This window comes from Mucilaginibacter sp. OAE612 (assembly GCF_041806395.1).
GTDB lineage: Bacteria > Bacteroidota > Bacteroidia > Sphingobacteriales > Sphingobacteriaceae > Mucilaginibacter > Mucilaginibacter rubeus.
This window is the reverse complement of record NZ_JBGMUW010000001.1, coordinates 5,285,076-5,308,850: the sequence shown is the minus strand read 5'-3', so window position 1 is coordinate 5,308,850 and position 23,775 is coordinate 5,285,076. Positions and strand designations below refer to the sequence as shown.

The 23,775-nt window shown below is 41.4% G+C and carries 23 protein-coding genes; all 23 read right to left on the bottom strand.

From position 1 onward, the window contains the following. Nucleotides 1-26 precede the first annotated feature (26 nt). Nucleotides 27-1,436 (bottom strand): exosortase Y-associated Wzy-like protein, encoded by a 1,410-nt coding sequence (locus tag ABID99_RS21925; RefSeq protein ID WP_373615115.1) that lies wholly within the window; start codon nt 1,434-1,436, stop codon nt 27-29. A gap of 104 nt (nt 1,437-1,540) precedes the next feature. Beyond that, entirely contained in the window at nt 1,541-2,698 is a 1,158-nt protein-coding gene (locus ABID99_RS21920; RefSeq protein WP_373615114.1) for a glycosyltransferase family 4 protein, read from the bottom strand. Further along, nucleotides 2,699-3,589: an FkbM family methyltransferase gene (locus ABID99_RS21915; protein WP_373615113.1), complete on the bottom strand. Its 891-nt coding sequence runs from the start codon at nt 3,587-3,589 to the stop codon at nt 2,699-2,701. Continuing rightward, nucleotides 3,576-4,859 carry a glycosyltransferase gene (locus ABID99_RS21910; RefSeq protein ID WP_373615112.1) on the bottom strand — a complete coding sequence of 428 codons (1,284 nt, stop codon included), beginning with the start codon at nt 4,857-4,859 and terminating at the stop codon, nt 3,576-3,578. Before ABID99_RS21910 ends, ABID99_RS21915 begins: the two co-directional genes overlap by 14 nt. A gap of 3 nt (nt 4,860-4,862) precedes the next feature. Beyond that, nucleotides 4,863-6,080: a hypothetical protein gene (locus ABID99_RS21905; protein ID WP_373615111.1), complete on the bottom strand. Its 1,218-nt coding sequence runs from the start codon at nt 6,078-6,080 to the stop codon at nt 4,863-4,865. Next, nucleotides 6,077-7,105, bottom strand: coding sequence for a glycosyltransferase family 4 protein (locus tag ABID99_RS21900; protein WP_373615110.1), 1,029 nt, complete (start codon nt 7,103-7,105; stop codon nt 6,077-6,079). The genes ABID99_RS21905 and ABID99_RS21900 overlap by 4 nt, the downstream gene beginning before the upstream one ends. Next, the gene (locus ABID99_RS21895) at nt 7,102-8,100 is read right to left on the bottom strand and encodes a glycosyltransferase (RefSeq protein ID WP_373615109.1); all 999 of its coding nucleotides are present in this window, start codon (nt 8,098-8,100) and stop codon (nt 7,102-7,104) included. The genes ABID99_RS21900 and ABID99_RS21895 overlap by 4 nt, the downstream gene beginning before the upstream one ends. Beyond that, nucleotides 8,100-9,029 carry a glycosyltransferase family 2 protein gene (locus ABID99_RS21890; protein ID WP_373615108.1) on the bottom strand — a complete coding sequence of 310 codons (930 nt, stop codon included), beginning with the start codon at nt 9,027-9,029 and terminating at the stop codon, nt 8,100-8,102. Before ABID99_RS21890 ends, ABID99_RS21895 begins: the two co-directional genes overlap by 1 nt. A gap of 11 nt (nt 9,030-9,040) precedes the next feature. Further along, complete coding sequence (locus ABID99_RS21885; RefSeq protein ID WP_373615107.1) at nt 9,041-9,973, bottom strand: hypothetical protein; 933 nt, start codon at nt 9,971-9,973, stop codon at nt 9,041-9,043. A gap of 3 nt (nt 9,974-9,976) precedes the next feature. Continuing rightward, on the bottom strand, nt 9,977-10,801 hold the full coding sequence (locus ABID99_RS21880) for a hypothetical protein (protein ID WP_373615106.1): 825 nt from the start codon (nt 10,799-10,801) through the stop codon (nt 9,977-9,979). A gap of 484 nt (nt 10,802-11,285) precedes the next feature. After that, complete coding sequence (locus ABID99_RS21875; protein WP_373615105.1) at nt 11,286-11,759, bottom strand: hypothetical protein; 474 nt, start codon at nt 11,757-11,759, stop codon at nt 11,286-11,288. Beyond that, entirely contained in the window at nt 11,749-12,675 is a 927-nt protein-coding gene (locus ABID99_RS21870) for a glycosyltransferase (RefSeq protein ID WP_373615103.1), read from the bottom strand. Before ABID99_RS21870 ends, ABID99_RS21875 begins: the two co-directional genes overlap by 11 nt. Further along, nucleotides 12,668-13,609 (bottom strand): glycosyltransferase family 9 protein, encoded by a 942-nt coding sequence (locus ABID99_RS21865; protein ID WP_188834437.1) that lies wholly within the window; start codon nt 13,607-13,609, stop codon nt 12,668-12,670. Before ABID99_RS21865 ends, ABID99_RS21870 begins: the two co-directional genes overlap by 8 nt. Before the next feature lie 42 nt (nt 13,610-13,651). Next, entirely contained in the window at nt 13,652-14,512 is an 861-nt protein-coding gene (locus tag ABID99_RS21860; RefSeq protein ID WP_373615102.1) for a glycosyltransferase family 2 protein, read from the bottom strand. Further along, complete coding sequence (locus tag ABID99_RS21855) at nt 14,509-15,618, bottom strand: hypothetical protein (protein ID WP_090529997.1); 1,110 nt, start codon at nt 15,616-15,618, stop codon at nt 14,509-14,511. The genes ABID99_RS21860 and ABID99_RS21855 overlap by 4 nt, the downstream gene beginning before the upstream one ends. Beyond that, on the bottom strand, nt 15,618-17,006 hold the full coding sequence (locus tag ABID99_RS21850) for an MBOAT family protein (protein ID WP_129569966.1): 1,389 nt from the start codon (nt 17,004-17,006) through the stop codon (nt 15,618-15,620). The genes ABID99_RS21855 and ABID99_RS21850 overlap by 1 nt, the downstream gene beginning before the upstream one ends. A gap of 55 nt (nt 17,007-17,061) precedes the next feature. After that, entirely contained in the window at nt 17,062-18,213 is a 1,152-nt protein-coding gene (locus ABID99_RS21845) for a glycosyltransferase family 9 protein (protein ID WP_373615101.1), read from the bottom strand. Then, nucleotides 18,210-19,142: a glycosyltransferase family 2 protein gene (locus ABID99_RS21840; RefSeq protein ID WP_373615100.1), complete on the bottom strand. Its 933-nt coding sequence runs from the start codon at nt 19,140-19,142 to the stop codon at nt 18,210-18,212. Before ABID99_RS21840 ends, ABID99_RS21845 begins: the two co-directional genes overlap by 4 nt. Before the next feature lie 9 nt (nt 19,143-19,151). Further along, complete coding sequence (locus ABID99_RS21835; RefSeq protein WP_373615099.1) at nt 19,152-20,297, bottom strand: glycosyltransferase; 1,146 nt, start codon at nt 20,295-20,297, stop codon at nt 19,152-19,154. After that, the gene (locus ABID99_RS21830) at nt 20,276-21,175 is read right to left on the bottom strand and encodes an NAD-dependent epimerase/dehydratase family protein (RefSeq protein WP_373615098.1); all 900 of its coding nucleotides are present in this window, start codon (nt 21,173-21,175) and stop codon (nt 20,276-20,278) included. The genes ABID99_RS21835 and ABID99_RS21830 overlap by 22 nt, the downstream gene beginning before the upstream one ends. After that, nucleotides 21,172-21,798: a DapH/DapD/GlmU-related protein gene (locus ABID99_RS21825; RefSeq protein ID WP_373615097.1), complete on the bottom strand. Its 627-nt coding sequence runs from the start codon at nt 21,796-21,798 to the stop codon at nt 21,172-21,174. Before ABID99_RS21825 ends, ABID99_RS21830 begins: the two co-directional genes overlap by 4 nt. Then, nucleotides 21,798-22,706, bottom strand: coding sequence for a hypothetical protein (locus tag ABID99_RS21820; RefSeq protein ID WP_373615096.1), 909 nt, complete (start codon nt 22,704-22,706; stop codon nt 21,798-21,800). Before ABID99_RS21820 ends, ABID99_RS21825 begins: the two co-directional genes overlap by 1 nt. Nucleotides 22,707-22,710: 4 nt before the next feature. After that, on the bottom strand, nt 22,711-23,733 hold the full coding sequence (locus tag ABID99_RS21815) for a glycosyltransferase family A protein (protein ID WP_373615095.1): 1,023 nt from the start codon (nt 23,731-23,733) through the stop codon (nt 22,711-22,713). Nucleotides 23,734-23,775 lie beyond the last annotated feature (42 nt).

The following is a 23,775-nucleotide window of genomic DNA, read 5'->3' as shown; positions in this document are numbered from 1 at the left end:
AAAATCATATCGATCGTTTGCGTAATTCAAATCTCTTTTAAAATTTTAGAATTTAACAATGCCTTATGAATGAGCAGCATGCTGATATAGCTCCAGAAGATGGTATTGAACAAGAATTCAAAACTGATGCCGCGCCACATGATCTGAAACAGGCCCGAAAATATAAGTGCTGTGCCTAATATATATCCCCCAAAAAGTTTTTCGGCTTTAACGGCTATTAGTTGTGCAAGGGCGCCGTAAGCGAAAAGGAAAATAAAGATCCCCCAATCACCTCCTGAAAGATACGCATCAACGATGTAGGCAGGTTTGGCTGATACGGAAGAGTTACGGTTAACCACCCCGGCATCATAAACGCGCTGCATGATCATGGCTTCGGTAATTGGTTTAGAGGGCCAGAAAATCCGCGGCACCAACGCAATAGCCGATTGTTTAACAATATCCAATCCATAAAAATCCACATTTTTAGGTGTCGACTGCACAAAGCGGGTAAACATATCGATTTCACTTAAGCGATATACTAAAAAATCCCAGTTAGTTTCGTCAACATCGCTGTTATCGCTATTTAGCGCTGCGTCAAGGGCCAGTTGTGAGGCTTCTTCGCTATCGGCATCTCCATTCCATGCATTGGCCCGGAAAATATGGTTATATGTTGGTAAAACCGTAAATAATAAAACAATGATAGGGACAAAGGTGATGGTTACTAATTTTTTGTAGGTAGGATACAGGAAGATCCCTAAAACCAGTATGCTGATAATAATAGGTTCTTTAAACCCCGATGTAAGCGCCTGGTAAAAATTAAAGGCATATAGTAAAAGGCAGATGAGCGTATTGGCCCCTTTTTTTAGTGGCATGGCAAAGGCCAGCGCCAATGTACCGGCAATAAAGCTCAATGAGCTAAACTGGTAATAAAATTGGGAAAGGCCTGGTATCTTAAGAAATAACAGCGAAAGCGGAAAACTGATAATTGCCGACATCATGAGCAGATTTGCCAGTCTTTCGGTTTCGATATAGTATTTTTTAGTTACGGGATAGTTCATGAAAATAAGTATACCCATCACAAATGAAGCATGCCCAAGGCAGTAATAACGCTGGCATTGGGCAATTAAGCCCAGGGCATCTTTATCATTTAACGTATGAATAAATACGTGCTTGAAATTTTCATAGCCGAGGGTATTCATAAAATAAAAGATGGATGTACTGCACATGTACCCCGCAAAAATTATCTGGATGATAAATAAGGGCCTCATCAACTGTTCGGCCATGGGGCGGTCGTTGGGGATTGGACGTACCCAGCCGGTAAGTGTTATGATGAATATAAAAAATGAGCCACCCCATGCAATAAAATAGGATAACACACTATCACTTTTACATGCCAGTGCCAGCAGCCATGGTATAAACAACACAATATATCGTTCTATCGATTTGCTTTGCTGCATTTATTAATTATTTTATTGATAAATTGCCTTTTAGCCATTAGTCCGAAGTAATAAGTTATAAGTAAAAAAGGTCAGAAACCAAACTTGTGAGTTAAGATTTAATACTATTGACTTAACACCAATTGTTCTATTGCTTCAACCTGTTTGACAAAGCTCCAACCTTCAATAATTTCCCTGGACTGTTGCCCCATCGTAAATAAAGCGGTTTTATCATAGAGTAGCAATGTTTTTAGTTTGTTTTTTAGATCAACCCCGTCGGTCGCGTTAAAGATCAGTCCGTTTTCATAATCTTTTACCAAATCGGTGCCCGCGCCTACTTTGTTTGATATCAATATGGCCTTGCCACAGGCCATAGCCTCGTTTATGGCCAGCCCCCAGGTTTCACCGGGCCCTTTTGAAGGGAGGCAAAAAATGTCACATGCCTGGTATACTACAGGCATGTAAAGCTGATTTTGAAAGCCAATAAAGTGAACATTTTTATGTCGATTAGCCTTGTTTTTTAGTTCTGTTTCTAAAATGCCGTTTCCTGCGAACAGCAGATGGGTGCCCGGCTGTGTTATGTCGATAAATGCTTCAAGCAGCGACAGCGGGTTTTTCTTATGCTCAAACTTGCCTGCAAAAAGCAGGAGTTTTTCATCATCAGCTATTCCTAACTGTTTGCGCAGGGTAAGGGCTTCATTGGTCCTGTCTTCGGCAAAGCGATCATTATCTACAGTATGCGGTGCAAAAAATAACTGCGTCTCTTTTAAACCGCATTTTTTAAAATAAGCCTTATTGTTTGACCCGGCATATAGTGCATAATCAATATGGCGGTAAATCCGCTTTAAAAACTGGCTTCGCAATACGGATTTGATACCGCCTTTATCATCAAGTAAAGTTGAATCGCCCCGGAAAATAACAGGTACCCTGCCTTTAAAATATTTGAGGATTTTGAGATGGCTTTTGTAAAACCAGCCGTACACCATAATAACATCGGGCTGCCAGTTATTTATTTGACTGATAAGGTCAGGATTATCAATCCCTTTTGAATGGTGCGAGCCGGGATCGGCCGAAATGTTTTTTACCCACTCATAAGGATAACCCTCAAGGAGCGGAAGGTTCCAAGTGATAGTTTTACCAAAGCCTGGATCAAATTTTTGCAAACCGCCTTTGCCCCAGGTATAAAATACCATGACGTTTATTTTTTGCCTTTCATACAGGAGCTTAAATACCGGTGCATAATACTGTATGGGGTGAGTGATAACTACAGCCAAATTTTTCATTCAGATAGTCTCGCCCATTATATTAAAACTTTTTGCATTTTGAAGGCGATGGTTTATCAGTTCAATGTCTCTGCAGTAAATAGTATTGTATGCACCAAAGGTATCTAACCCGGTTAAAACGCGTTTAAAAGGATCATAGGCAACGGCCCTAAAACCTTTTGACAGTAACAACTTGTGAATATCCTGATCGCTAAAACCGTACCTGCCGCCGCTACCGTTAAGCTCAATGATGATGGCCTTCAGCAGGGGCGAATCAAGGGTAGATCTCATTCCTTTAAGCACTTCGGTCTCAAACCCTTCCACGTCTATCTTGATAAGAGCGGGTTTGTATGTTTCCAATAATGAATCAATAGTGATTATAGGTACGATAACAGTGTTTTTGCCTTTCTCATCTTTAGTAATAACATGGTTTCCGGTATCTTCATCAGCCGAAAATCTGATCTCGCCCGCTGTTGCGCCGGCGCCGGCATTAATGAGCTTTACTTCGTCCTGCAAATAATTAAGCTCGATATTGCTGTTTAAAATATCAAAAGTTGCTTTAACAGGTTCAAGTGTAACACTATTAGCTTTGGCTATGCCGGAAGCCAACAGTGTATATGAACCTACATTCGCGCCAATGTCAAAAAAGATATCGTCAGGCTTTAAAAAATGAAGCAGAAAGGCCATATCATTAAATTCATGTAACCCCGTGTATATATTACCGGTAATACCGCTCAGCCCCTTGGTTGCATAAAACTTAACATCACCAACAAAAGGTTTTATAATGAACTTCGCCCTTGAAAGCCTTGACTGTACCTGCCACCAGGCAAACCGCCATAAGGCTTTTGCCGGATGTTTTTTTCCCAAAGGATGTTTTAAAATAAAGCCGACAGTTCGTTTAATGGCGTTCATAAATAATTCTATCAAATAACCGGCACTGCGCCAGTGTCATTTCATGTGCCGAATATTTTTCGATGGCTTCAGCATTATATTCAACAGTCTGGAAATTACCCTTAATTAATTGCTCAAAAAATATAAATAGGTTTTCGGAGGTAACGTCATCATAGTTGTAAACATGTTCTACACCATACTGCTGCATAATAGGTATAGCAGAGCTTGCGGCATTAAATACGGCCAAAACAGGCCTTTTTGTGAGCAGGTATGGAAATATTTTTGAAGCTGTGTATTTAGGATCATCTGACCCAGGGATAAAAAGCGCGTCGGCCTGCTGCAGTGTGAGCAAAGCTTGATAGTAGCTGATACGGTCGGTAATTTCAACAATACGTTCTTCCACATTATATTGTTTTGCCAGGGGAAGTATAGTGGTTATCCCCTGTCCGGCAGGGGCATAACTGGTACCTATGAAGTAGAGTTTGATTTTTTCAAACTGCTCTTTATTGGTATTCAAACCGGTCCTTAATGCATCGAACACCGGGCTAATGGCCTTGTGAAGATCCTTCCCGCCGCGGCCGATATATACCACATTGATAAAGCCATCGTCAAGCAACCCTGCAAAAAGCTTTTGGTTAGTTTTAGCTATTTGCAGGTCGGGTTCAAATGCTCCGAAGGTTATAGTAGCGCCCGGAAGCTTTTGAATTACCGGATAACGTAATTTGAGCTCATCAATGTAACCTGCAGATACACTGATGAGCCCGGACGCATTTTTTATGGCGATGGGCTCCAGGTATTTATTTAAATGGTAAACGAACCAATATTTTGGCGGCCGCTCGCTTTTAGGTTTGTTGATATAATAATCGGAATGCCAGGGATCCTGCATATCAATGACGTAGGGAACCCCAAATCGCTTTTTCCAGTATGCACCCAACGTACAAACCGGGAACTGTGTGGTTGAGAAATAAATAAGATCAAATTTGTTGTCCTTCAGCAGGCGGTTAACCGTTTTGCAGTAATGCCATAACGAGCGGATGGCAATACTGCCCAAACCAACTTTTGAAGTGAGTGCCTTGCGGAATGCTTTCACTTTGTGAACTTTAATGCCCGGAGGGATACTTTGCAACAACAATTCGTCTTTTGCCAGGTCGGCATACTGGGCATCAATGGTTACCACTTTGGCATCCCAGCCGCAGGCTGCAAAATAAGGGAGGCTCATCCTCACGCGCTGCATATCCGCGGCATTTACCGGCGGGAAGTATGGCGAAATAATGAGCAGCTTTTTATTCAATCGTTATACTTTTTGAACAAGACTTAAAAAGGTACGGCTTTCGGTTTCCCAGTTTAATGCTGTTTGGCCAAGCCGGTAGTTTTGTAAACGGGTTTGGTATAAAATATCCGGGTTTTGGAGGTAAAAGCTAATGCAATCCGTTAGTGATTGCAGGTTGCTTTTTTGGTATAGTTTTCCTGTATCCGGATATTGCTCCATAAATAAGGCTTGCGCCTGCGTATCGCTCACTATCATTGCCAGTCCACATTGTATGTAGGTAAAGATCTTATTGGTAAGGCAGATGTCCCTGTTTAAAGGAATGCCTGTTTCGGTGGCTATGCCAATATCAAACTGGCTCGCGAAATCGAAAATCTCGCCCGCTCCAATGGGCTCATGAAACCAAAGTTGATCATCACTTATTTTAAGTTCTTTGGCGAGGTTCAACAATGCAGATCTGTAAGTTTCATTACTACTGCCTAACAAGTGTAACCGAACATGGCCATTTGTAGCAGCTATCGCTTTAATTACATCTTCCAATCCTCGTTTGGGGCCTACCGTTTGCGAAAACCAAAACAGTTTTAATGGTTCGTGAGCTTTATAATTAGGGCTGATTTGCAGCGCTGTTTTAGGAAACACGTTGTTTATTACAACAGGTTTTAAATAGCGGTATTCGCGTTGATAAAATTCTGCAATGAGCGGGCTGGCGGCAGTAAAATAATCAACATGGGGAAAGTATTTTTCCTCAATGTATTTATTGAGCTTGTAACTTTCATTGTGAGTTGATGCAAACTGTCCCGAATGCAAATCTTCCGCATCGTAACCAACTTTTACGTTGTAATGTTTTGCTGCCTGTATGGCTGCGGGCAAGGCGCCGAGGTTATGGGCGATATAAAGATCTGTTTTTATTTTTTTAGCTATAGACAACGCTTCGGTATGTGTGCGGCTGATAGCGTTTTCAGGTATATCGAAATGCCGGGTATATTTAAACAGCAGCGTACTTAACTTTTGGCGAATACGGGTTTTAAGGTAAGTTGCTTTTTGTATCACCGGATCGCCTCCGCAATAAATGTACATACCGGGATATTTGCCTGTTAAAGCTTCATCGGTTTTTTGGGCCCATTGCTGGTAAAAACAGCAGATCACTTTAACATTATAACCAAGCTTGTGCAAAGTTTCGGCTTCCTTCACGAGGCGAGGGTTAGTAGTTGGCTGGCCGGTAGTTATAAAAGTAACGTTTTTCAATCTTTACGCGTTGCCAGCTGGTATAATTCCTCGTATTGTTTGGCCAGTACACCGGCGCTAAATTTTTGTTCCGCTATCTTCCGGCAGTTGGCCCTGCTGATTGAGTCAATGCTGTTAATCGCCGTTATCATGTCGGCTTCTGTGGCGCATACAAAGCCATTTGACCCGTTAATGACTATCTCCGGTATTGCGCCGCGATTAAAACCGATAACGGGTGTACCACAGGCCAGTGCTTCGGCCATTACAATACCAAAGGGCTCATCCCAGGTTACCGGCATCAGGAAAGCTTTTGAGTTACGAAGCAAGTCATTTTTCTGAAGGTTATTGACCGGGCCTATGTACTTGATCTGCTCGCCATCAATATAGGGTTTTACCTGTTCATTAAAATATTGCTGGTGTATTGGCTCATTGGGTACATTGCCTGCTATTACCAGTTTTTGATTTGTTTTTTTTGCCGTGTGTATAGCAATAGCTGTCCCTTTTTCATGCTGGATCCGGCCTAAAAAAGCGAGGGGGGCATCATTGGGAACACCTGCATTAAAATCGTAGTCGTTTAAATCCACCCCGTTATAAATAGTAGTTACATCAGCAAACGCATTGATTTGATTGGCTATGTAATTGCTGCAAGCGGTAAATTTCAATGTGTTTTTATGAGCGATACTTACTGCCTTTTTTACCTGCGATACGGTAGGGGGCAACTGATAGGATACGATTTTTGGGATTCGGCTTAACATTAGCAACGCAATATTGCTCATGCGACCGAAGGTATGTACAATATCAAAATGCTGAAAAGCAATTTTTGATGTAAGCCGGTTAATTTTCACCAGATCTTTAACGCCATAATTTGCCGATTCATGGTAGCTAATGAGTTTACAGCCCGGCTGCGAATGTTCTTTGGCATACAGGGTAATATCGTGGCCTTTTTTTTTAAGTTCCTGGATCAGCATAAAAGCAATGCGTTCGATGCCGCCGTATTGCTCGGGAGGCACCGGGATCAGCGGGTTTACTATAATGGCTATTTTCAATTTTGTGCGTGTTGCTCAGCTTCCCGGTATCTTAACCCGGTTTGTCTGAGGAGGAACTGGTAAGTGTCCGAGTGCAATGCAATGTATTGTTTGATGTAATTTAATTGACGGCCGTTGCCAATTAGCCATTTTCCAAACAGCAGCCAGTCGGCAATGGTAAAGTATTTGTATATTCGATTGTCCTTCAGGATAAAGATATTGGCAAGGAAAAATGTAGCCGTAGGGACTGGTCTTTGCAGCCGGTGGTATGCAAGACTTTCCTTCATGGTTTTCGTTTTGTCTGGAGATGCCGTAATGAAGCTTGCCAACAGCATGACCTGTGTAGCTATCCAGCTATACCGATCGTTATCGCGCGCCGTAGCCAGGGTAACAGCAAAATTGGCTAATGGTTTACCATGAAGGTAAATCGGATGCTCAAAAGAACGCTCCCTGATCAGTTCGACTGCATTAAATAGTATAGACTGCGGCACTAAGTATGCTGATGCATGCTCCCCGCGGTACAACATAGCTCCGTTCGAGTGTAAAGCACTTATGGCCTGCCTGTGTTGTGGCCACCAAAAGTATTGAGATTGCCCGTCAGGCCAGATAGTTTTATGTGTATTTGTCCAAAGGTTACCCGGTTCTTCATACCAAAGTACCATGTTGCACCATGAAACTTTTATGTTAGCATCGTTATCCATAACCGCCGTCATCTCTTTCAAAAAGTCGGGCTCCCACCAGTTGTCGTCTTCCAGGATACTGACGTATGGCTCATCGCAACCGGCAAAAGCGAGGTTAAAGCTAGCGACAGCTCCAAGGTTCTTAGCGTGGTTTTTCATGATAAACCGATGGTCATTTAATGACGAAATAAACGCCGCAGGGAAAGGATCCTCGGGGCAATCATTGTGCACTTCGCAGACCCAACCGGTAACAGTTTGGTTAAGCAGGCTTTTTACAGCGCGCGTCAACAGGTGGTTCCTTTTATAAGTAAATAAGTAAATGCGGCAACGCGTCATTATTGGGGTGCGTCTGATAGCAGCAATTTTAATTTTTTCACGATTTTCCAGCCGATAATTTTTTGAAGTAAGCGGGTGTAACCGCCTGCCGGAAATGTTGAAGTTGTGCCGCCAAGGTCTTTTATCTTGTGTTCCGCCCCTTTAATAAGTGTTTTATGGAAGGGGTAAAAAGAGTATATAAAGTTTTGAAAACAGGAAGCGCATACCTTTTTAACGCGGGTGCTGGGTTCAAAGGCCAGCATGTGTGAAGTACCCATATTGATGGAATCATAGGCGGATTGGGCGCCTTTTGTCGATTTTAATGACGACAAGGAGCTTTGCAGCCCGCTTCTGTAATAGAGCAGCGAATTTTCGGCGAAACGAATTTCGCTGGCATTGAGCAATACCCTGATGATAAATTCAAAATCATTGATCAGGCTCAGGCGCTCATCCCACAATCCCGATTTTCTAAGCACAGCCCTTGGGATTAGCCATAAGGCACATTGCATCATGGCTTGTTTGCCATCCATTGACGATACCAGCCAGTCAATGGGTTTACAATCCTCCCTGATGAGGTCTTCATTTACTTTAAAGGAACTAATATCATCGTGATAAAAACGGCCCCAGGCGGCTGAAGCTACTACATCATCGCTATCACCAATCCGTTTAACCTGTTCTGCAATATAACCGGGCGAGATCAGATCGTCGGCATCCATAAATTTAATAAGCCGGCCGCTTGAAAGACCAAAGGCCTTGTTTGCTGCAACGCACTGCCCGCTGTTTTCCTGCTGATGAACGCTGATGCGCGGATCGGTAAACTGTTTAAGTACCCTGGCGGTGTCATCCGTAGAACCATCGTTAACAATAATGAGCTCCCAATTGGTATAGGTTTGCTTAAGCACCGAATCAACAGCTGCGGCAATATATTTGCCAGCGTTGTAAGCGGGCATGCAGACTGAAACTATCGGATTACTTTTTTCCACTCAGTAGTAAAATAAGGCAGTTTAGCCTTAAAGATATAATGACGAACAATATCAGACGAATTTGTTTTTTCGTTTTTATCGGCGTAAAGTATCCGGTACGGCTGGTTTAAAGGCTTCCCCTCCAGCCAGGATATAATTATTGCGTTTAGTGTTTGCTCAAACATGGGGGGGTGAACATTCTGTACATTTTTCATAAGGTATGCACAGGTACGTTCAACAAAATGCCAATCTATTTTTGATGAATTGTAGGCAAGAATGCCACTGTTGATCTTTTTGCACATGGAAATGTTCAGGTCCTTGCTGATAACATCCTCTGGTAAAACATAATAAGAAGCAGGTATGGTATCCTGCATAAAGTAGTTTTCATTGTTTCTGTAAGCATCGATCAGTTCTTTCGGCTCATTAAAAAACAGCATATCACTATCTAACTGTATGATATAACGATTGTTGATGCGCATATCTACCAGTTTCCTGAAAAATGCGTTCTCTTCGCGTAAGGCCCTTAGCAGCGGAAAATCCTTTTCAGGCAATACTTCGTCAATTTGTATGTTCAGGTCTTTAATGCTAATGATATTGACATTAGGGAGCGCCTTGATGATAAATCCGCTTAGTTCCGGGCTTAAAGTGCCGTCTGAATAAACATTGATGCGTATATGGCCTTTCAATAACCTGGCAAGGGAATAGGCGCAAAAAATAGTTTGGTGCCAGTATTTAGCACCTGTAAGATAACTTACCTCCAATTTATAATCCGAAGATAATGTTACCGGGGATAACTTCAGCGCTGCTTTTTTCATTTGCCGCTCGCCCCGCTGCATGCTGAGCCAACCTTTCAGCCCGAAATGACTGATATGGTACCTTACCGAAAAGGTGGGTTTAAAAAAATACTTGTATGCTATTTTACCTAAGGTCACGGGCTATAAAAAGTGTTTCCAGGCTTGTTTAAAATAACCTTCTTTTGAAAGGTCTACATAGTGATGAAGAATGCCTGTTTTGTTTTTGATCTGATCCGGGCTGGGGTTAACAATATAATCTCCGGTTTTTAAAACAGTAGCGTCGGTATTGCCTATGAGCATGGCCGAGAGCGCCTGCTCTAAATAGTAAGAAGTACCTTCCAGTTCCTCCAGTGTTTTAACCCAGTTTTCCAGCTCGTCCCAGTCAATGGCTTCGCTTTTTAAACCGATAGCACCCACATTAAGCAATGGTTTTACAGTTGAACCTGCCAGCTGTTCCATTAATTGCTGAGAATAGCCATAGGCCTCCACACAATCGAGCATATGCAGCGGCTGTTGCGGACCGTTAAGCCATTTGACCAGATCTGCAGGTTCGTGCCAAAAAAGCATGTCCGAATCCAGTACCAGTTTCCAGTCATCGCCTGGGATGGTGTGCACATCGGTTAGTTTTTTAATGTGAGGATATACTGCTCTTTTTTTATGCAGGTACGGATAACGTGTTTCGGGCAATGTGTTTTGCAGGTTTTCACTGATTTGCTTCACTGTAATTACCTGTGCGCCGGGCAGCTGTTTTGCTACCCTCTCCACCAGTTCAGCATTAAAGCTGCCGTCATCAACCAATATGAATTTAAATTGCGCAGCAGTTGACTTAATTAACGATTGGATGCAATAAAGCGTTTGGTACAGGTAGTTTTTACCTGTTAAAAAGTAAATCGGCAACCCATTAGTATGTGAAACTACCGGGGGCAACTCAAGCGAACGCTGTTCCATCTCCCTACGCCCGTTCATTATGTTTCGGTAATTGAAATAGCCACCAAAACGCCTGAATTTTTGTAATTGTGAACGCGGATTGCGGTATAAAAAATTAATGACTTGTTGTAACAAGGAAAGCTATAAATTAAACAACGAGTCGCGCCAGAATAAATGTCGGACGTTTGCAGTATAATGCCTGCCCACGATGCCTTTTTTTTTCATAGGCTTAATCTGTTGGCTATCCTGGTGATCGTTTTTTATAATCTTTGTTGTCCAGGGTATTCCAATTGATGAACTTGCTATATGAGCAAAAATAGTTTGTTCGGTAAAATAATGCACATAGTTACTTACGTGAAACAATAATTCCTCCAGCCGAAAGTCTTCGCAAATTCTGGGCCCATAAATAATTAATAAGCCCGAACTGAAGGTATAAGTATCATAGAGGTTATTACCGTAGAAATTCAAAACGCGGTCATCATAAGTTGAGTGTCCCTCCTGGCTTCCGCCGCAAACAAACCCGTTATGTTGGGGAAATATATTTTTTAAAATCCTTGTAAAAAAGTATGTCACTGTCTATCCATATTACAGGTTGGATCTCGGCCTGGTGAAGTATCACAGCCAATTTTTTGCCAAGCACATGGCTCTCGGCATAGTTTAAAAGATTGATCCTGTTTTTGCCCTGATGATATACCGCGCTTTGTTGCCAGTGCTTAACAATAAGCTCACCCGGCCAAAACTTAAATTTACTTTTGATTTCTTCCGGAGATAACGATCCGTCGGATGCGATGATCAGTTTGGGAATCTCTTCCCAATATTTTGCAATAGAATATACGGCCAGGCGCGTCATATCTATGATGCTTTTGCCTGTCATCATAAGTACAGTATAAGCCGATGATGCTTTGGGCTGCCCTACAACAAGGGGCTTATATTTAAGTAAGCTCCTGTAAAGTACTGGTAAGCGATAAGCCAGTGAATTGCTTATTTTATTGAGCATGGTTGTTCTTTATAAGGCCGTCATACATACCACATGCGCCCTGCCATTTTATATATGCCGCAGCATTTTTCCATGCTTTGTAGGTAAACCAGGCTTTAGCTTTCCGTAATGTAGCCCCCGATTTTGTAATTTGTTGCCATGGGTTTATACCGTGGCTTTGCAGTAGCTGCACCCATGATTTATTGGTATTGTTAAGCAAACGTGCAAGGTAACCTGCGTGCATACGTTGAGCAGGAATAATATGTTGTAGTATGAGCTGAGGGAAATAACCAACCTGCCAGCCGCCTTTAAGGATCTCGAGCACAATATCGTTATCGCCGCCGGAGCTTAAGGAGTTACCCAACCTATCGCTGATGTTGTTTTTGCCCTGTGTTATTTTTTCCAAATAGGATGATAGCGCTTCGCGTTTTATAGCCATCCCTGCGCCTATGGGTGCAGCTGTTGGATATTGATTATTCCATGCCGCTGTTAAGGGGGTATCGCCAAGGTCGCGCAGGGCCAGGCTTCCGTAAAATTCCCACAGCCATTCGGGAGGGTTAGTTTCAAACAATGGGATTGATTTACCACCTATAGCGCCCACTTTGGGATTTTGGCCAAATATACTAAGGGCTTTTTCAAGATAGCCGCCTTCAATCATATTATCATCATCAACCATTACTATAATATCGCCCGTTGATTCATTGAAACCCTTAAGCCGGGCATAGGTTAAACCTTGCTTTGTTTCATCTATAATTTGAACGGCAGGGTGCCAGCTTAAATTAAGCTGCTGCCGGAAATTGTTAGATGAATTATTGTCGATAATGATTAACTCCCATTGGTTGGCAGGCAGTGATTGGCTTTTTAAGGCCGAAAGCGTTTGCTGTAATCTTGCTGTATCCGGGTTATAAGTAGGGATGATTACGCTTAATTTAGCCATTATATAAGATATCGGCAGGTAAAGGTTCGTTAATTAAAGCCAACTGTTCTATTACAGCCGCCTCAACTGTGCCAGGTAAAATCATTTGCATGCATTTTTTATCGTAACGGCAGGTATTATGTAACCAGCATGGTGAGCATTCAACCGCAGAGTATACATTTTTAAAACTGATATACCCCGATTGGTCTGGCCTTTCGCGCCCACCATATATGATTACCGACCGGCAGTCGACTGCGCGTGCCAGATGCATCATAAACCCTACGTGTGATACCAAAAGGGCGGCATTACTTAATATGGCTGCTGTTTGCCGGATAGTAGTTTTCCCGCGCAGATCGATAACGTTTTTCAGCGGCGCATCTGTTTGAGAACCTAACTGGATGAATTTGTGGGTTTGGCAAAGCAGATCAACAACCTGTTGATATTTTTTAATGTCCCATTCTTTATTACCCATCGGGAACAATGCTGCTGAGCCGGATGTTGTTATTACGATATGGTTTTTTGCCCACTGCGCTGCTTCCAGCTCATTAGCAGTTAAAATTAAAACGGGCTTAAGATCTATTTTACCTTTAAGCTGTAAATCATCGGCCATTTTTAAAATGATATGCTTTTCGGGTATTTCGTCGCCGTCGGTTTCGGGATGATAAACTGTGTATTTTGGAAAAACAGTTTTTACGTTGAAGGCTTTAAGAAGCATACCCGATAATAATGCCCCAAAAGGTAAAATAAGTTTGATATTCGGATTATGCTCAAAGAGTTGTTGTTGGTTACTTTTTACCCAAATATTTTTATTTCTGCGCCCGTAGAGCTCCCGGCTTAATACAGTGAGCAGCAGATTATCGCCCAGCGATTCGCCAAAAGCAATGATATAGGATGGTATACCGTATTTATAAAAGTAAAACAGCGTTGATTTTATAGTTTTAATTCGGTTTTTCAAAATATTGCTTTGAGGCTTCCAACAGCTAAGCGTATTATCATCTTACCTTTTCATACTCCAGTACATCATTCTTAAAAATGTTTTAAACCTGAATGGAATGCTCAGCCCGTTTAACCCAGTTATGTAGTATAAAATATTGAACCAGGCAAAAGCTATACTTTGTTTTTCCTTCGCCAGCCACAGGCAGCAGTAAATTGATTGCTGCAAACATGTGGCTTTATCATTGATATTGCCGAGGGCTTTACGTGTTGACAGAAACTTATAATGATAACTGAAAAAACGATAGTCATAAGTTGATGAGCTTAAACCAGCCTCGCCAAAACGCGCGATATCCAGATTGATGTATTTGGTTTTAAATACGGGGTTACAAAATACTTTCAATGTTAAATGGTAGTCAGCAGCCACCTTAAACTTTATGTTGTATTTACCGGTGTAATTAAATATCCCGCGTTTATAGAAAATGCCCTGGTGATGGATGCCGCGTGATAATACTTTATCAATAGTATCATCCGCATATTTTGTTTTTGATGTAGCACCTACCACATTACCATATACAAGATCGGCAGGTTCATTTTGAATGGCCTGATGAACCTGACCCAACACCGTGGAGTTGCTGAAAGTATCATCGCCCCCTATAAAGTAAAGCCATTGACCGCTCGCCATATCAATTCCTTTATTCATGGCATCATAAATGCCCTTGTCGGGTTCAGAGATAAACAGCATATTATGATTGCCTACTTTTTTTAAATTGCTGATAATATACTGTGTATTATCATTTGAGCCACCATCAACCAAAATCAGTTCGTAGTTTTTAAAGGTCTGGCGGGTGATGCTATCTAATGCCTGCTGTAGCGTGCCTTCACAATTATATAGCGGCATGACGATGGAAAAAAATGGCTTCAATTGAGGTTTGATGTTAATACCTTGTCCGCTTCATTTACCCAGGTATCCAAGCCCTGCGGGTTCCAGTGCGTGTCACTGCGGTAGAAGAGATTGCGCTTCTCGGCTTTGAAAGTTTTATATAATGGTATTACAGGAAGATCAGTTTTTTGCTCAACTCTTTCTAACAGATGATTATAAGGCATCCGTTTATCGTCATAGATTGAAACCGCATTTGGGATCACTGAAAGGAAAACCTTTTTAAAGCCAATAGCCCGATAATAATCGCGTGCAATATCCAGATTGCGGACTATAGAATCTAAAGCGGCCCCGGTTTTAGGCTTGAATGCTGACTGTAAACTGGCGGTATCGACGGTAATATTATAAAAAAGTCTTTTTTTATCAGTACTCTCCGTTACCTCTTTGGCTACGCGATTAAAAAGTTTATAGTTGAGTGATGCTTTGATCTCTTTGAAAGAGGTCGCCAGTTTATTATCAAAAAGAATTAGTTCGAGATTGCGGCTTAGATCCTTGTTAAAGATGACATTGCCTACCCGTTCAAAAATAGATGCTGCCGGCGGTTGGTTACCCAACCGGGGGGCATTACTAAAATTTAGGCCATTTTTAATTTCATTATTTGTCCACCTTGTTTCATCTGTTTTGCTGATATCATAGCTGACCAGGTTACGCTCGGCAAATTCCATTATGAGATAGTTTTGTTTGGTACTATCCAGTTTAATTGGACCGAAGGCAAAACGACGATCAAGGAAAATTACATTATCAAATGCATCAAAAGCGCCGTAAAGTATTTTATCTGCCAAAAAGCTGTCGCCTATAATATATAATACCCTATTGGTGTTTTGCCTGCCGGGTTTGGGGTTGTAGTGTTTAAAAAGTTCGAGTTCAAATTTGTATTGAGGCAGATTTGACATGCCGTAAAGATCGCCATAGCGCCACTTGTCCGAATAGGAAAAAAAGGCTTTATACCAGTTGGTTTCCTTTGTTGTTTTGGAATAAATGTGGCTGAAATATTTGTCAAAATATAATTTATTGATGAATGACCGGTTCATGGAACTAAGCAGCAACGCAACACTAATGAGCAATATGAATAAACTGGTAACCTTACGCATTAAAACTGGAAATAAATAAACTGAGCTTCGTTAAAGATCCCTAAAAAGTAACAGGCAAGGATAAGCCCGCCTATAATGACCGCCTTTGTTGTGTTTGAATAATCTTTCGCTTTTCGCAGATAACGTTCGCCTAAAAGCAGGATAATGATAATAAAGGCACAATACCAAAGTTCAGGGACAGACATCAAATTACCGGCCGAATAGGTAAATCCTTTACCGGCCAATATTTTACTTAAAATATAAAAAGCATCGGATACTGTAGCTGCCCTGAAAAACACCCAGGCAAGAGAAACCAGGTTAAAAGTGAAAAGCCATTTCAGGAAGGTAAAGCCTTTGATCCCGATATCGTACTTGTTGAATAACTGGTAAGCAACGAGCAGCAAACCATGAATCAGGCCCCAAACAAGATATTTCCAGTTGGCGCCATGCCACAGGCCGCTTATCATAAATACGATAAGCAGGTTAATGCAGGTTACCCGGAAATTAATCTTGCTGCCCCCCAACGGGATATACAAATAATCACGAAACCAGGTGGAAAGTGAGATATGCCAGCGTTTCCAAAAATCAGAAACATTGGAGGCGAGATAGGGCAAGTTAAAATTCTGCATTAGCTCGATACCCAAAACGAGGGCCGTGCCAACCGCGATATCCGAATACCCGCTAAAGTCGCAATAGATCTGGAATGCAAAAAAATAGGTAGCTACGAGCAGTTCAAGTGCCGAATGACCATGCGGATTATTGAAAACAGGGTCGACGTAAAGGCCCAGTCTATCGGCAATCACCACTTTTTTAAACAGGCCCATCGCCATAAAAAATAAACCAGTTATCAAGTTACTGCTTCGGAAATTGTTCACCCGATGTAACTGGGGCAAAATATGCTGGGGCCGTTCAATTGGGCCTGCTACCATTTGCGGGTAAAACATTACATACAAGGCATAAAGGCCAAAGTGACGCTCGGCGGGTTGATTACCCCGGTAAACCTCAATGGTGTAGCTCATAGCCTGGAATGTATGGAACGATAAGCCAATAGGCAATATAAAATCAAGCAATGGTAATTGCGGGCCATGGAATGTGTCAGATAGCAAATTCAGGTTCGCGGCCAAAAAGTTGAAATATTTATAAAAGGCCAGTACACCAATATTGGTGATCAGGCTTAAAATGAGATAAAACCTGCGGGTTTTGCCTGTGGCTTTTTCTATCAGGATACCGGCACAATAATCAACAATAATGGTAAACAGAATGATGAGGATGTATACCGGCTTAAAGTACATGTAAAAATAGCTGCTTGCGGCTAAAAGCCACATCCATCTTAATTTATGTGGGAGCAGGTAATATGTAATGGTTACAATTACAAAAAATACAAGGAACAACAGGGAGTTAAAAAGCATTTAAAAAAGCAGATATATAATTTAGTTTACAATAATTTTGACGTCAGCGCCTGGTTTAGCTTGCATTATTAAGAATTGATATTGCCTTATTACTGATAATTATAGGATCGACATTGTTGATATTCAGGTTGGAGCCGCGCTTGTATAAATCGTTGAGTAACGCATAATTATCTTTATTGTTAAACTCTTCAGAAGGATAAAACGTGTATATATTGTTTGCAATGGTTAAGGGATAGGGGACAAAACGACCGAAATGGTTGCCATTAGAGATACAAATTGCGGTAGTTTGTGTACCTGCAGCTATATGTATAGCACTGGTATCATTTGAAATTAGTAAATCTGCATTGTTGATAAGTTCAATTAATTCGACAAGATTAGTTTTACCGGTTTTATCCTCAATTTTTTCTTTGTTTTTTGATTGTGATATTATTTCCGTAGCCAGGCATGAATCTGCAGATGAGCCCGCAATTGTAACCGTAACTTTAAATGTTGAATTTGCCATTATGGAATCAATTGCTGTTGCAAATAAGTTTGTTCCCCACCTTCTATACTCCTGGCCCGCACCGGGAAATATTACCAATTGCAAAGCCTCTTTTTCGATTAGCTTACTTTTGGTTGGCAAATTTAATGCGGTATCAATTCTTTGACCTGTAAGGGTTTCAATAAATTTGCGATTTCTCAGGTATTCAAAATAATCAGTTCCGGGCACATCTATAATACTGTCATAAAATTTATAAGAGCGTTTTAATTCTTCTAATGATTCCATATTAGTATAATCGCCGCTGCTGCAAATCTTTTGTTTGGCTCCAAGTTGGGATATAAACTCGTCGGTGTGCAATACTCTTGAATGAACCGGATTGATTAAGATATCAAATGCTTTTTTTTTAAAGGCAAATGATAACCTTATTTTTTCATTTATATCATAAATTATCGAGGGCGTTATCCAAATAAATTCATCAATAATATCTTTATCATATGCCTCGGCTATATCTTTAAATCCTATATTTCCAAGGAGCGTCAGTTTATAGCCTTTAAATTTTGGTGCGTGTTTGATACATCTTACATAGTTTCTGAAAAGAATGTAATCGCCAAGAGCATCAAGTCTTACAATTAAAATCCGGTTACTTTTAAAAGGAAGGGACGTTTCGTTAAAGAAACGGAATAAGATCCTCAGGAACTTGTTTGTACTTCTTTTTAGTAACATCATGAGTAATATCCAAATACCTTATATAATTTGATCCTGATCCTGTTAAAAAAAACAATTTTCTTCCATTCATGAACAGTGCCGTGAGCATCTGCCGCCCATATTTTCTGATGATCGGCCTCCCATTGCACCTTCATTTTTGGTGAATGAGTTTTGGCCTGGTCATGCACGTTGGCAACGGAAAGCGGCTCTTTGATCAATGCCCTGCTGTGTCCTTTTACCAGCCTGAGCCATAATTCAAAATCAAGGGAGCAATGAAGCTCCTCCCAAACGGGTTCATGAATGGAGGCACTCCAAAAAGTGGAGGGCTGTACGAGACTCGGAATCTTGATAAAATAATCAATAAAAGGCAATACCCGTGTTGTGGTTGTTTTGCCCGACAGCACATTGTAGTCGTTCCCGTAACCGTATATAAAATCTGCTTTGGTGCTCATAAATTTATTTAACACCTTATGGAAAACACCTTTAAGATAGTAATCATCACTATTGATCCAGGCGTGGTACCGGCCCGATGAAAGACTGAACCCCTGATTAATGGCATTACTTTGCCCGCTATCTTTTTCACTTTGATAGTAACTGATCCATGGGGCATACTTTTCAATAATCTGTTTGGATTGATCGGTACTGCCGCCGTCAATGATGATATACTCCAGGTTGGGATAATTTTGCAGAAGCACGGCCCTGATGGTTTGCTCCAGAAAATCGGCCTGGTTATATGATGGGGTTACGATGGTAAGCTTAGGCCAGTTTATTCTGTTATCATAAATAGCTGGCGCAACCTCCTCATCCCAGGGCCATCCGGTTTTACCGGACGGAGGTAGGGGTAACTGGTGCAATAATCCGTTTTCGGTACCGGCTACTATGGGCAGGGGCAATTGAACGCCTTTATTAATAAAGTTTGAACGGTATAACTGAAGATCGGGAAGGGTCATGTTTTTTGTTCAGTCAATGATCTGCAGAAATGTTCGGCCAAATTTTTTAACGCTTTCATGATAAGTGTTACTTTCAAAGAGCGGGGGAGGGGTTTGATGTTCACTGGACTGCTGAAGCAGTTGCGCTAACTGGTTAACATTATGGGGATTAAAAAAGCATGCCGAGCTGTTAACCAGTTGCTCCCTATGGATCTCAATATCTGAAACCAGTAAAAATTTATTCATTAGCTTAGCATCCTCCACAACAGTGCTCCAGCCTTCAAACAACGAAGGCTGTATAATGGCAATGGCATTATTCATCAACTGAAGCTGATCACGCCGGTCGATAAAACCCAGGAACTTAACGTTGTTGCCGATGTTATTGTCTTCAACAAACGCCTTCATCTCTGTAAAATAATGTGGGTTTCGGTAGTCGTTGGTGTTACCGGTAAAAGCTACGGTAATTTCAATGCCTTCCGTCTTTAGTTCTTTAACTGATTTTAGAACTACCAGCTGATTTTTATGTTTCCAGAACTGGTTAGGGCAGATAAAATAACGTGCGGGTAACCGATATTTTTCAAGCAGTAATTTGATGTTGATATCCTGATACGAAGGATGTGCTACCGCGAAAGGCAGAACGCTTACCTTAACTGTATGCTTAGGGAAAATAGATTTGAAATGTCCAAGCGCGGTATTGCTGCTCACAATTAAATGCCCGGCCGAGGCTTGAATTTCCTGCTGGTTTTGCAGGCGCGAGGCAATATCATCTTCACTGAAAAATTCAGGGGCAAAATGTTCCTGGAAATCAGCTACCCAATATATTTTCTTTTTAGCAGCCGATTGTTGCTCACTTTTATAATAAGGAAAAACAGCGTCAAGGGCTTTAATTTTCTGGCTAAACAGACGGATTTTAAACAGCCGGTTTGTTATCCTGTTTAGTAATTGGAAACCTTTGTTTGCTTCGCCCGAACCCAACTGAAAGCTGATATAAGGATAATTGAATTTTTGCTGCGCGGTCCAAAAACTTTCGTAACTATCGGTAAGTAAAACAATATGCGGCTTTTCCTCATCATTAAGGGCGTTTAACGCATTTACCAGGTTTTCGATATAGTAAGTACCGCCTATCCAGTTTTCGTTGTAGGTGTAGCTTAGTCCTATTCTTTTCCTTTTAGCCATTTACAATAGGTATTAATACCATCGTCAAAATTTACTTTTTGTTGGTAGCCCAGGCTAATTAGCAGGCTGTTATCGGCTTGCCAGTATAACGGATCGCCAACGCGGTTGGTGCCTGTAAATGACAAACCGCCGCTAAAGCCTATATATTTCAAAAAAGTTTCGGCTGCTGTTGTTATAGTGATGGTATTATTATTAGCAATGTTTGTAATACTGAACCCGGGCTTGTCGGCATTGATAAACAGGTTCATGGCGTTTACAATATCGGTAACATGAATAAATTCGCGTGTTTCGTTACCGGTACCGAACAATGTGATATTTGTTTGAGCCTGCGATTTTTTGTAAAGGTCCCAAAACAACTGCTTTTTCAAACCGGCTCCATATGCGGAAAACACACGGAAGATATGAACATTTAAGCTAAAATGATCGTGATATAGCTGGCAAAGCTCTTCGGCTTGTTTTTTATGTACACCATAGGGTGAGAGCGGACTAAGCGCATGAGATTCTGCAATAGGTAGCATTTGCGGATTACCGTAAACTGCCGCGCTTGACAATTGGATGAGCCTGCAATTGCCATTACCTTCTTTTATGGCATTGAGGATGCTCACGAGGTGATGAACGTTTAGCAGGTAATCGCGCTCAGGGTTATTGAATGATTCGGGCACTGACGCAGCCCCTGCACAGTTAATACACCAATTGAACTGTTGCTCATGAAATACCTTCTTAAAATCGGCATTGGTGGCATCAATTAAAAAGTAGTTGGGATCGTCATATTCTACCATTACATCAGCGCCATACACTTCATAACCTGGCTGATTTTTAAAATAGCTGTAACAGGCCGAACCGATAAATCCTTTGGAGCCTATGACAAGTATTTTCATTGCTGTGGTAATGCTTTTATGAATTGTGCCGGGTTGCCGGCAACCATGGTAAATGGTTCAACATTTTTAGTAACCACTGCTCCTGCTGCTACGATTGCGCCTTTGCCAATGGTAACGCCTTTTAAAATTACAGCGTTCAGGCTGATCCAGGCATAGTCATCAATTATTATCGGTGCAGTGTGTACATTGCCTTTATCGGCCCAGTGCCCGTTTTGTACCAGGTGCATCCATCGTTCGGCCCTTTCAATGGCTTCAAGCTCATGCGCATTTGTGTCCATAATATTTACATTATGTGAGATTTGCACAAAATTACCAATGGTTATACTTTCGCCCGACCAGATCCTGGTGTGATCGCCAATGTAGCAGTTTTCGCCAATCACAATTCTACCGCCGTATTTAAATATATTGAGCATCCCCCGGATATGGGTTCCTTTGCCAACCACTATTCTTGATTTGTCGAGCGAGTTCGAAACCACCGCCTCCGGATAAAAAGTGGCCCCGAGATCGGTAATGCTTAACTGAATGTTGCGTTTTGCCTGTTTTTCATTAAGCAGGTAAATTAAATGGACAAGGTTTATTTTTTCAAAAAGGCCAAGCAATAACCGTTTTATGAATTGTTTCATTATGCTATCTTAAAAAATTGAAGCGCCCTGCGTATAACAGAACTTTTGTATTTTTTGTTAAGCCGGGCATAAACCTGTTTTAAATAAGCGATATCCAAAAGCATTTTTTTAGGATGTTTTAGCGGGAATGTCATTGTGCCCAATGGCAGATCGGCAATAGCATCATCTGCCGAATGCGTATGTGTCCCATTCCCATAGCCGATATTTTTTACAAGATTTACGCAAGGATTAATGGCCATGCCACCGTTGATCAGAATGCTATAGAACCATTGAATATCCCAGGTATTTAATGATTTGTTAAAGGATGATTCAAACATGCCGTAATAACTACGGAACCAGTCGGTAGTACCAAGTTGAGCTTCAACCTTATCCTTTATTTGCTGCTTGGGCCAGTCTTTCATTTCTATGTCATAAAGTTTCCATGCACGTTTCCAGGTGGCCCAACCCCAGATACCGCCATGCCCCCAATGATATGATTGGGCATCTTTTTTCCAGCCATCGGTTAGTAAATTTGAACCTGATATTGACATTACCCTGTCGTCAAAACGGTATTTTGTCAACAGCTCCTCGCAAAAGGGGAAAAATGTTCTATCGGGCAGGCAGTCGTCTTCTAAAATGATGCCTTCGTTAACATTTTCAAAAAACCAGTTGATGGCTTCGCTAACTGCCGATTTGCAGCCGAGGTTTTTATCCCTTAATAGTGTTTTAACTTCACAATCCCAGTTTATGCGCTCAATTACCGAACGTGTTTTAGCGCATAGGTCGATGTCATCGGGTTTATCAGGTCTTGGTCCGTCGGCAGCTATATAAAGGTATTTAGGTTTAATTTTAGCTATGGCTTCAAAAACCATTTCTGTAAAAGCCGGGCGGTTAAATATTAAAAAAAGTATCGGTACGGAATATCCCATAAGCTTAATAGCTTGTGAAAGCCTGGGCTGTTTTTACAGTTTTTAATAATTGTTTTATATGCTGGTACTGATTTTTTATCAGTTGCCTGTTTGTTAACAGCGATTTGAGCTGGCCAGATTTTTGGTAGTATGAGATTTTTTGTTCGACGCTTACAGGCCGGAATCTGATAACCTTTTGATAAAACAAGTTAACCGTTAACTTGATTAAGGATTTTGCTGCGGAAAGCAGATCGTGATTTATGATCTGTTCGATAGGCCGTTTATTATCATTAACCAGTGCAAAATAGCCATTGAGCAAAACGCTGCTGTAATTTAACCAAAATGCAACCTTTAATATATAGTTGATATTTTGCCTTTGATGGGGAACAAAGTGTTTAAACTTTAGGTTATCATCGGCGATGATCTTATAGCCCATCAAATAATTCATCAGGCAAATCTCAACATCCTCGCCCGAAAGCAGTTTTTTACCTATCCGGCCGGTTGTTACCTGCCTCCAATTGGCGTTCTTCAGTTCAAGCAGGATACTTTTCCGGTAAACAGCCCCGGCACCATAAACCCAATGGCTATCGGCTGCCCATATTTGAGGGCCCCAGACCGTGGTGAATTTCAGTAGATCTTCAGAAATTAGGGCTGGTTGTTCAGCTTCTATAACTCCACATCCCCCTAATACACCAATTTGGCTATCACAGTTCATGATTTTAAAGGCACGCTCAATATAATCGTCGAAAAGCCAATTGTCATCATCGCAAAAAAGAAGGTATTCATACCGGGCATAGCTCAAGCCCATGTCTCGCGCATGGCTTAATCCTGCAATCGGTTGACTCAAAACACTGAACGGAACATTGGTCAACTTGTATTTCTCCCATTCGGCCGCAGCTGTGGTAGCTGTCCCATCTGTTGAGGCGTTATCAACGATAATAACTTCCCACTTAACAGCTGCTTGTTGTAAGGCCAGGTGTTTAATGGTTAAGGGAAGCCGTTTGCTGCTATTGTAACAGCAAACTATGACAGATATACCGGGACTCAAATTATTGATGGGGTAAAATATATGACTGCTCGGCTTTTTCCC

What these genes read in the sequence shown, in the direction of transcription:
- ABID99_RS21925 (WP_373615115.1), bottom strand. Translation starts at nt 1,436, where the DNA reads ATGCAGCAAAGCAAATCGATAGAACGATATATTGTGTTGTTTATACCA.
- ABID99_RS21840 (WP_373615100.1), bottom strand. Translation starts at nt 19,142, where the DNA reads ATGACCCTTCCCGATCTTCAGTTATACCGTTCAAACTTTATTAATAAA.
- ABID99_RS21920 (WP_373615114.1), bottom strand. Translation starts at nt 2,698, where the DNA reads ATGAAAAATTTGGCTGTAGTTATCACTCACCCCATACAGTATTATGCA.
- ABID99_RS21880 (WP_373615106.1), bottom strand. Translation starts at nt 10,801, where the DNA reads ATGAACGGGCGTAGGGAGATGGAACAGCGTTCGCTTGAGTTGCCCCCG.
- ABID99_RS21835 (WP_373615099.1), bottom strand. Translation starts at nt 20,297, where the DNA reads ATGGCTAAAAGGAAAAGAATAGGACTAAGCTACACCTACAACGAAAAC.
- ABID99_RS21850 (WP_129569966.1), bottom strand. Translation starts at nt 17,006, where the DNA reads ATGCTTTTTAACTCCCTGTTGTTCCTTGTATTTTTTGTAATTGTAACC.
- ABID99_RS21845 (WP_373615101.1), bottom strand. Translation starts at nt 18,213, where the DNA reads ATGATGTTACTAAAAAGAAGTACAAACAAGTTCCTGAGGATCTTATTC.
- ABID99_RS21870 (WP_373615103.1), bottom strand. Translation starts at nt 12,675, where the DNA reads ATGGCTAAATTAAGCGTAATCATCCCTACTTATAACCCGGATACAGCA.
- ABID99_RS21915 (WP_373615113.1), bottom strand. Translation starts at nt 3,589, where the DNA reads ATGAACGCCATTAAACGAACTGTCGGCTTTATTTTAAAACATCCTTTG.
- ABID99_RS21855 (WP_090529997.1), bottom strand. Translation starts at nt 15,618, where the DNA reads ATGCGTAAGGTTACCAGTTTATTCATATTGCTCATTAGTGTTGCGTTG.
- ABID99_RS21830 (WP_373615098.1), bottom strand. Translation starts at nt 21,175, where the DNA reads ATGAAAATACTTGTCATAGGCTCCAAAGGATTTATCGGTTCGGCCTGT.
- ABID99_RS21895 (WP_373615109.1), bottom strand. Translation starts at nt 8,100, where the DNA reads ATGACGCGTTGCCGCATTTACTTATTTACTTATAAAAGGAACCACCTG.
- ABID99_RS21890 (WP_373615108.1), bottom strand. Translation starts at nt 9,029, where the DNA reads ATGCCCGCTTACAACGCTGGCAAATATATTGCCGCAGCTGTTGATTCG.
- ABID99_RS21820 (WP_373615096.1), bottom strand. Translation starts at nt 22,706, where the DNA reads ATGGGATATTCCGTACCGATACTTTTTTTAATATTTAACCGCCCGGCT.
- ABID99_RS21875 (WP_373615105.1), bottom strand. Translation starts at nt 11,759, where the DNA reads ATGCTCAATAAAATAAGCAATTCACTGGCTTATCGCTTACCAGTACTT.
- ABID99_RS21825 (WP_373615097.1), bottom strand. Translation starts at nt 21,798, where the DNA reads ATGAAACAATTCATAAAACGGTTATTGCTTGGCCTTTTTGAAAAAATA.